At 65.3% G+C, this 8,004-nt stretch carries 6 protein-coding genes and 1 rRNA gene; 3 read left to right on the forward strand and 4 right to left on the reverse strand.

The window, feature by feature from the left end:
• Positions 1–34: 34 nt before the first annotated feature.
• From parE to cysG, 4 genes are all read right to left on the reverse strand, one after another.
• A complete protein-coding gene (gene parE, locus ACP5M5_RS06820) occupies positions 35–2,053 on the reverse strand; it encodes a DNA topoisomerase IV subunit B (RefSeq protein ID WP_427936354.1) in 2,019 nt (672 codons plus the stop codon).
• Positions 2,054–2,286: 233 nt separating this feature from the next.
• Positions 2,287–2,862, reverse strand: coding sequence for a YceI family protein (locus ACP5M5_RS06825; protein ID WP_427936356.1), 576 nt, complete (start codon positions 2,860–2,862; stop codon positions 2,287–2,289).
• A 13-nt stretch (positions 2,863–2,875) separates the two neighbouring features.
• The gene (locus tag ACP5M5_RS06830) at positions 2,876–4,045 is read right to left on the reverse strand and encodes a patatin-like phospholipase family protein (RefSeq protein ID WP_427936358.1); all 1,170 of its coding nucleotides are present in this window, start codon (positions 4,043–4,045) and stop codon (positions 2,876–2,878) included.
• A gap of 81 nt (positions 4,046–4,126) precedes the next feature.
• Complete coding sequence (gene cysG, locus ACP5M5_RS06835) at positions 4,127–5,494, reverse strand: siroheme synthase CysG (protein ID WP_427936360.1); 1,368 nt, start codon at positions 5,492–5,494, stop codon at positions 4,127–4,129.
• 112 nt (positions 5,495–5,606) lie between these two features.
• Between cysG and ACP5M5_RS06840 the strand changes: the two genes are divergently transcribed.
• The 3 genes from ACP5M5_RS06840 to ACP5M5_RS06850 all read left to right on the forward strand — a co-directional run.
• Entirely contained in the window at positions 5,607–6,209 is a 603-nt protein-coding gene (locus tag ACP5M5_RS06840; RefSeq protein WP_427936361.1) for a D-sedoheptulose-7-phosphate isomerase, read from the forward strand.
• Positions 6,206–7,204 carry an NAD-dependent epimerase/dehydratase family protein gene (locus tag ACP5M5_RS06845; protein WP_427936363.1) on the forward strand — a complete coding sequence of 333 codons (999 nt, stop codon included), beginning with the start codon at positions 6,206–6,208 and terminating at the stop codon, positions 7,202–7,204. Before ACP5M5_RS06840 ends, ACP5M5_RS06845 begins: the two co-directional genes overlap by 4 nt.
• Before the next feature lie 491 nt (positions 7,205–7,695).
• Positions 7,696–8,004, forward strand: a 16S ribosomal RNA gene (locus ACP5M5_RS06850); the annotation flags it as partial.

The raw sequence follows: 8,004 nt of genomic DNA on the forward strand, positions 1-8,004 counted from the left end.
CAGGCGGAAGGGGGCGGCGCCTTCGGCGGCAAGACTAATCGATATCGGGCGCCTCGACGGCATGGGCGTGGGTCTGGATGAACTGAAAACGCAGTTCCGGCTTGCGGCCCATGAGGTGTTCGACCAGATCCTCGGTGGCGGCGGCGGCGCCGTCGGGGATGGTGACTTTGAGCAGCGTGCGGCGCTTGGGGTCCATCGTGGTCTGGCGGAGGATGTTCGCGGGCATCTCGCCGAGCCCTTTGAAGCGGCTGATGTCCACTTTGCTCCCGGGTTTGAACGCGGTTTTGAGGAGCTTGTCGCGTTCGCCATCGTCCATCGCGTAAAGCGAGACGCCGCCTTGTGTCAGGCGATAGAGCGGCGGCTGGGCGAGGAAGAGATGGCCGCGGCGGATCAGTTCGGGGATTTCGCGATAGAAAAACGTCATCAGCAGCGAGGCGATGTGAGCGCCGTCGACATCGGCGTCGGTCATGATGATGACGCGGCCATAACGCAGCTTGGCGGCATCGAAGCGTGACCCGCTGCCGCAGCCGAGCGCCTCGATGAGATCGCGCAATTCCTGGTTTTGCCGCAGCTTGTCGGCGGACGCGCTGGCGACGTTGAGGATCTTGCCACGCAGCGGCAACACCGCTTGGGTCTCGCGGTCGCGCGCCTGTTTCGCGGACCCCCCCGCACTATCGCCTTCGACGAGGAAGATTTCGGTGTCGGCGGCGGATTCGCGCGCGCAATCGGTGAGCTTGCCGGGGAGACGCAGCCGCCGGGTCGCGGTTTTGCGTGGCGTCTCGCGGGCCTCGCGGCGGCGGAGCCGCTCTTCAGCGCGCTCGATGAGATGGCCGAGCAGGAGATCGGCCTGCGCCGGATCGCCGGCGAGGAAATGGTCGAAATGATCGCGCAGTCCGGTCTCGACCAGACGCGCCGCCTCTTGGGTGGTCAGTTTCTCCTTGGTCTGGCCCTGAAATTGCGGCTCGGCAAGAAAAAGGGAGAATTTCGCGCAGAGCGGGGCGAGAATATCGTCGGCGGTGATTTGGGCGGCACGGCGGTTGCCGCGCTGCTCGCCCCAGGTGCGAAGACCCTTGAGGAGGGCGGCGCGAAACCCGGCCTCATGCGTGCCCCCTTGCGGCGTCGGGATGGTGTTGCAGTAAGAATGGAGAAAGCCGTCCTCGTCGTCACGCCAGGCGAGTGCCCATTCCAGCCGGCCGCCGCGCACGCCCGGGAGATGGGGGGGGAGTTGGGCCTCACCGGCGAAGATTTGCGAGACCAAAGCAGTGGCGCCGAGTTCGGCCTCCAAGCTGTCGCGCAGGCCACCGGGGAAATGCAGTTCGGCCTCGGCCGGGACTTCGGCGGCCTCGCCGGTGAGGAGGCTAGGGTCGCAGCGCCAGCGCAGATAAACGCCGCGGAAGAGATAGGCTTTCGAGCGGCAAAGCCGGTAAAGCCGCAGCGGGCTGAAGGTGAGGGCGCCGAAAATCTCCGGATCCGGGCGGAAGCGGATCAAAGTGCCGCGGCGATTTTGCACGGGGCCGGCATTTTCGAGCGGCGTTTGTGGCTTGCCGCGGGCATAGCGCTGCTTCCAAAGCGTGCGCTCGCGCGCCACTTCGACCTCGAACTCCGCCGACAGCGCGTTGACGACGGAACTTCCGACGCCATGCAGCCCGCCAGCCGTCGCATACGCCTTGCCGTTGAATTTGCCGCCGGAATGAAGCGTCGTGAGGATGACCTCGAGCGCGCTGAGGCGCGGGAATTTAGGGTGCGGATCGACCGGGATGCCGCGGCCATTGTCACGAATGGTGAGGAAATTGCCGGCGGCCAGTGTCACATCGATGGCGCTGGCATGGCCGGCGACGGCTTCATCCATGGCGTTGTCGAGGATTTCGGCTGCGAGATGATGCAGGGCCACGTCATCGGTGCCGCCGATATACATGCCGGGGCGACGCCGCACCGGCTCCAGCCCCTCCAAGACCTCGATGTCGCGCGCCGAGTAATCGGCGGCCTCGTCGGTCGCCTTCGCGGCCGTGGCCTTGCGCGGCGAAGGAGGAAGGGCCGAGAAGAGATCACTCATGCTGCGTTCCGGTTTCTGTCGTCACGAGGTAAAAAGACAAGAAAGGCGTTCTTTTTTGAAAAAAAGAACCAAAAAACTTTTCTTCCGTTTCTTGGGAAGGACAGTGGCGCGGTCACTATCTAACCGGCAAAAGTGTTTTTTCTGCATTTTTGGAAGTCAAAAAATTATCCTGATGCTGGCGCTCTCTATCCCTTATCGCCGAGTCGTGTCCAGATCGGCGATAATCGCGATGGTCAATGCGCGGCGTCCCGGGCCGAGGGTAAAAGCCGGGTCGTGACACGAAGCCGGATCGTGTCGCCGGCAAGCAACGGATGGGCGCCCATGCCCCAGGCGGCGCGGTGGAGAACGGCGCTGACCTCGAAGGCGGCGCCGCCCGGCTGCAGTGAGAAAGCAAGCGGTCCAGTGCGCCCGCGCATCATGAGTACCCCCTCGAGCCGAGGCGGCGCGCCTTGGATCGCGCGGCAGGCGCCGTCATAAGCGAGGGTTGGGAAATCGACGGCATCGAGGAAATCGGCACCGAGCGCGACCTTGAGCGCCTCCGCGTTCGGCATGACGAGGCTCGCGGTGTCAACCCGGACGGTGACGCGGCAATGGCCGGAATCGGCGGGATCGACCGTGAGACTGCCGACAAAGCGGGTGAAATGCCCATCGAGGGGGACGAAGCCGAAAAGATAAAGGCGAAAGCCGATATCGGTGTTGTCCGGCGCGACCGCGATGGTCCGCGGCGCCGCCCGAGCGACAACGACAAAGCCGGGCCAAGCCAGCAGCAACAGCCAAACGGCAATGCCGCGGCGCCTTCTTCCGATCATTCAGAAAAGAAGGTCAATCCATGGCCCGATGCACGTCGTGCATCACCATGCCTTGCTCCTCGCTCGGCATGCGCAGCCAATCCTCGTGCTGGAGGGTGGCGCGGGTGTCGCGGTAGCCGGATTTCCAATGGTCACGCATCGAGGACGCGCTGAAATCATAATCCTTGTTTTCGCATTCATGCGCCTTTTGCTGGTAGATCAGGTGCAGGATGGCGATTTCCGGCAGGCTGGAAAGCTCCTTCTTGAGCTTCTTTTCCGACTCGTCGAGTTTTTCTTCAGGGATTTTGGCCAGAAGCTGACGCATCATCATTTTATCGCGATGCAGCCGCATGAACATATCGGTCACCATGCGGGTGCGGCTGGAATATTGGATGTCTTTTTGCCGCGCGAGGACGTCATACATATCGCGCGGCACCGGGCCGCGGGCGCCGAAAAGATCGACCTGGAATACCAGGAGATTGCTGCTACCGGCATGGTCGAGGAGATGCTGCAGCGGGGTGTTCGAGACCACGCCGCCATCCCAATAGAAATCGGTGCCGATGCGCACCATGGGGAGGGCCGGCGGCAGCGCGCCACTCGCCATCGCGTGCTCAGGGCCGATTTCCTGATGGGCGCTATCGAAGAAATAGAAATTGCCGGTTGCGACATTGACCGCGCCGGCGGCATAGCGCACGGCGCGGCTGTTCAAGAGATCGAAATCGACCAAACGCTCCAGCGTCGCGCGGAGTGGCGCGGTGTCATAAATACTGGTCGCGCCACGTGCGCCGCGGGGCGCGAGCCAGGGATTGGGCACGCGTGGGGTGAAAAAACCGGGCTGGCCGAGCGTCATCGCGAGGCTGGAGGAGAGGCCATGGAAAGCGCGGCGCGGCAAATCGCCATCGAGCAGGCGATGGTCGAGAAATGGCACCACTGGGCGCGCGGTGATGGTGTCCCAGAATTCCTCGAGCCGCTCCAGCCGCCGCTCGGGCGGGTTGCCAGCGATGATGACGCCGTTGATGCTGCCGATCGAGACCCCGGCGATCCAGTCGGGCTCCAGCCCGGCTTCGTGCAGCGCCTGATAGACCCCGGCCTGATAGGCGCCGAGGGCACCGCCGCCTTGCAGCACGAGGGCGATCTGATCGCATCCTTCCGGCCGCCAGCGGCTGCGTGGCGCGGGGGAGGAGGGGATCGGGCCAGCATCCATGAGCGAAATTCCGTCTGCGTGAGGGGATCACCAAAGTCTAGCGTGATATGGGGTGTTTGTGAGACCGGGCGTTAGTCAAGTTCACGCGAGCATCGCGGTGAGATCCGCCGCCGCCTCGCGCGTCGCCGTGCCGGCGCGGGCGACGGCGGGACCGATCAGCAGCAGCGCCGGCCCGCCGCTCGACCAGGCCGGGGCGCGCGTGGCGAGTTCGGGAAGGGGCGCGAAAAGCCGGCGCTCGGCCGGTGTGCCGCCGCGCTCGATCAGTGCCGCCGGGGTTTCCGGCGCGAGGCCGGCGGCGGCGAAGCCGGCGGCGAGGCGCGGGAGCGCCGTGATCGCCATGTAGATCGCGAGCGTGCCACCGAGGCGAACGAGGGCCGCGAAATCGAGATCGATCACCCCCTCCTTGCCATGGCCGGTGAGCAGCGTCACCGAGCGCGCGGCGTCGCGATGCGTGAGTGGGATGCCGGCGGCGGCGGCGCAGGCGAGGGCGGCGGTGACGCCGGGGACGATCTCGCAGGCGATGCCGGCTTCCGCCAGCGCTTCCGCCTCCTCGCCGCCGCGGCCGAAAATGAAAGGATCGCCGCCCTTGAGCCGCACCACTTTTTTCCCCGCCCGCGCCAAGCCGACGAGCAAGGCATTGATCTCGGACTGCGGCAGGCAGTGATGCGCGCGCGCCTTGCCGACGAAGATCCGCGTCGCATCGCGCCGGGCGAGCGCGAGCACTTCGTCGCCGACCAGGCGGTCATGGACGATGACATCGGCCTCGCCGAGCAGGCGCTGGGCGCGGAGCGTGAGGAGATCGGCCGCCCCCGGCCCGGCGCCGACCAGGAACACCATGCCCGGGGTGGCACCGTCGGCGCCGGTGTCGCTCGCGGCGAGTTCGGCGGCGAGCGCGGCTTCGGCCTCGGCCTCGCGCCCGGCGAAGACCAGCGCCGCAACCCGGCCGCCAAGCAGACGCTCGATCAGCCGCCGGCGCTGCGCGAGATCGGGGAAGCGGCGGCGGAGTTCGCCTTGCGCCCGCCCGAGAAACGCCGCGAGACGGCCATAGGCCGGCGGGATCAGCGCCTCGATCTTGGCGCGGAGCTGGCGCGCGAGCACCGGTGCCGCGCCGCCGGAGGCGATGGCGATGGTCAGCGGGTCGCGATCGATGAGGGCCGGCATGATGAAGCTCGAAAGCGCCGGACGATCGACGATGTTGACCGGAATGCCGAGCGCCTGCGCCGCCTCGGACAAAGCTTGGAGATCGGTTTCCGGCGCCTCGGCGCCGATCGCGATCGCAACCCCGGCGAGACAATCTTGGGCGGAGCGGGCCGGGGCGAAGCGGGCCACCCGCGTCACCGTGGCACCGGCTTCGGCCAAGGCGTCGGCCTTGCGCGCGGCGGCCGCGCCCTCGCCGAGGACCAGCGCCCGACGCCCGGCAAGATCGAGAAAGATCGGAAAATGACGCATGATGCGGGTCTCGATGAGGAGAAAGGCCACTACCTTGGACGGCGGCGTCGTGCAATCAAGGAATTGTCAAGGCTGACCCCTTAACGTCGAAACGCGCGAGAGGCGACGAAACATGGACGATCAGGCACGATTTACGGCGATGCTACGGCGCTCGGCGGCGCTCAAGCTCAGAATCGCCGACGAGATGGCGGCTGCGGTGGTCGCGGTGGTGAATGCGGCAGAAGTGTCGCTCCGCGGCGGCGGCAAGCTGATGTTCTGCGGCAATGGCGGCTCCGCTGCCGACAGCCAGCATCTCGCGACCGAGATGCTGATCCGCCTGCGCCCCAAGGTGGAGCGGCCATCGATTCCGGCGCTGGCGCTGACACTCGATCCGGCGGCGCTGACCGCGGGGGGGAATGATTACGGCTTCGCGCAGGTGTTCGAGCGGTCGCTGCGCGGCCTCGGCCGGCGCGGCGACGTGCTGTTCGGCATCACCACGTCGGGGCGGTCGGAAAATGTCTGCCGCGCGCTTTCGGCTGCGCGCGAGATGGGGATCGTCACCGTCGGGCTGCTTGGGGGGGGCGGGCTGCCGGCACGCGAGCTCTGCGATCATGTGCTGCTGGTGCCCGATAGCGAGACCGCGCGGATTCAGGAATGCCATATCGCGCTCGGTCATGCGCTTTTGGAATTGCTCGAGGATCGGCTGGTGACGCACCCGCTCGCGGTGCCGGCGTGACGATTCTGCTCACGGGGGCTGCCGGCTTCATCGGCTATCACGTCGCCGAGGCGCTGCTCGCGCGCGGCGAGCGGGTGGTTGGGGTCGATGATCTCAACCCCTACTACGATGTCGGGCTCAAGGAGGCGCGGCTGGCGCGGCTGCTCGCGCGGGACGGGTTCACGTTTCGCCGCCTCGACATCGCCGATCGCGCGGCGATGGCGGACCTAATCGCGGCGTTTCCCGCGATCAGCCGCATCGTCCATCTCGCGGCGCAGGCTGGGGTGCGGCATTCGCTCGTCGATCCTTACGCCTATGTCAGCGCCAATGTGATGGGCCATCTCGTGATCTTGGAGATCGCCAGGCGGCTTTCGCGACTCGATCACTTGGTCTATGCCAGCTCGTCCTCGGTCTATGGCGCCAATCAGGCGTTGCCGTTCACCGAGAGCGATCGCGTCGACCAGCCGACCTCGCTTTATGCCGCGACCAAGCGCGCCGACGAGCTGATGAGCGCGGCCTATGGCCATCTCTTCGGCTTGCCGCAGAGCGGCCTCCGATTTTTCACCGTCTATGGCCCGTGGGGGCGGCCGGACATGGCGTATTTCGCCTTCGCCGAGGCGATCGCCGCTGGCGAGCCGATCACCGTCTACGGCGACGGGCGGCTCAAGCGCGACTTCACCTATATCGACGATATCGTCGCCGGCGTGCTCGGCTGTCTCGATCGCCCGCCGCCGGCCGGCGCGCCACCACGGCTTTTCAACATCGGCAATCACCGCAGCGAGGCGGTGACGCGGTTGATCGCGCTCCTCGAGGCCGGGCTCGGCCGTCGCGCGATCATTCGCCTGGCGCCGACGCCGCGTGCCGACGTCGCCGAGACCTTTGCCGCGATCGACGCCCTCGCGGCGCTCACCGGCTATGCCCCGAAAACGCCGCTCGACGAGGGAATCCCTCGCTTTCTCGCCTGGTTTCGGGACTGGCAAACGACCGGCAAAAAAAATCGCACAAAAGGGTCATAAAAGGGTGTTGACGCCGCCGGGCATCCCGATTAAACCCCCTGTCACCGGGTCGGCCGCAGTCCTTGACTTTCCTGCACCGACCCATTAGCTTCTTTGCCTCACGCCGTGAGGCGCGAGTCGGCTAGACAGGGCGGAGGGCTTGCAACTATGCAGGTCCAACGGTCTGGGTTTTTGTTCTTTGACGCTTGTAAATATGAGTGGAAGGGATACGTTGGCGGTGCCCTCAGATTGGGTGCGGCGGGGAGCGAAAAGCAATTTTCGTCTCGCGCGGCATTCATGATCCGGCTTTCGCGCAAGGGGTTTGACTTTACCTGCTTGGCCAAAGCTTGAGGGTGGCATCAATGTATTCTCTTATGCGTTGACAGTTACGCTTCGAGTTTTGTTTTTGCCGTGTCTTTCGGGATGTGGCAAAAGCAGGGCTGAGTTAGGTAGGGTCCGTTTGTTCTGGTCGCTGGCTTACTTCCGCAAGGAAGCGAGTTTGGCACTGGGATGAACCTGAGAGTTTGATCCTGGCTCAGAGCGAACGCTGGCGGCATGCTTAACACATGCAAGTCGCACGGATGGGGGCAACTCCATCAGTGGCGGACGGGTGAGTAACGCGTAGGTATCTATCCTTGGGTGGGGGATAACCGTGGGAAACTACGGCTAATACCGCATGATCCCTGAGGGGCAAAGGCGCAAGTCGCCTGAGGAGGAGCCTGCGTCCGATTAGCTTGTTGGTGGGGTAAAGGCCTACCAAGGCGACGATCGGTAGCTGGTCTGAGAGGATGATCAGCCACACTGGGACTGAGACACGGCCC

Source organism: Acidibrevibacterium sp. (genome assembly GCF_049965395.1).
Taxonomy (GTDB): domain Bacteria; phylum Pseudomonadota; class Alphaproteobacteria; order Acetobacterales; family Acetobacteraceae; genus Acidibrevibacterium; species Acidibrevibacterium fodinaquatile.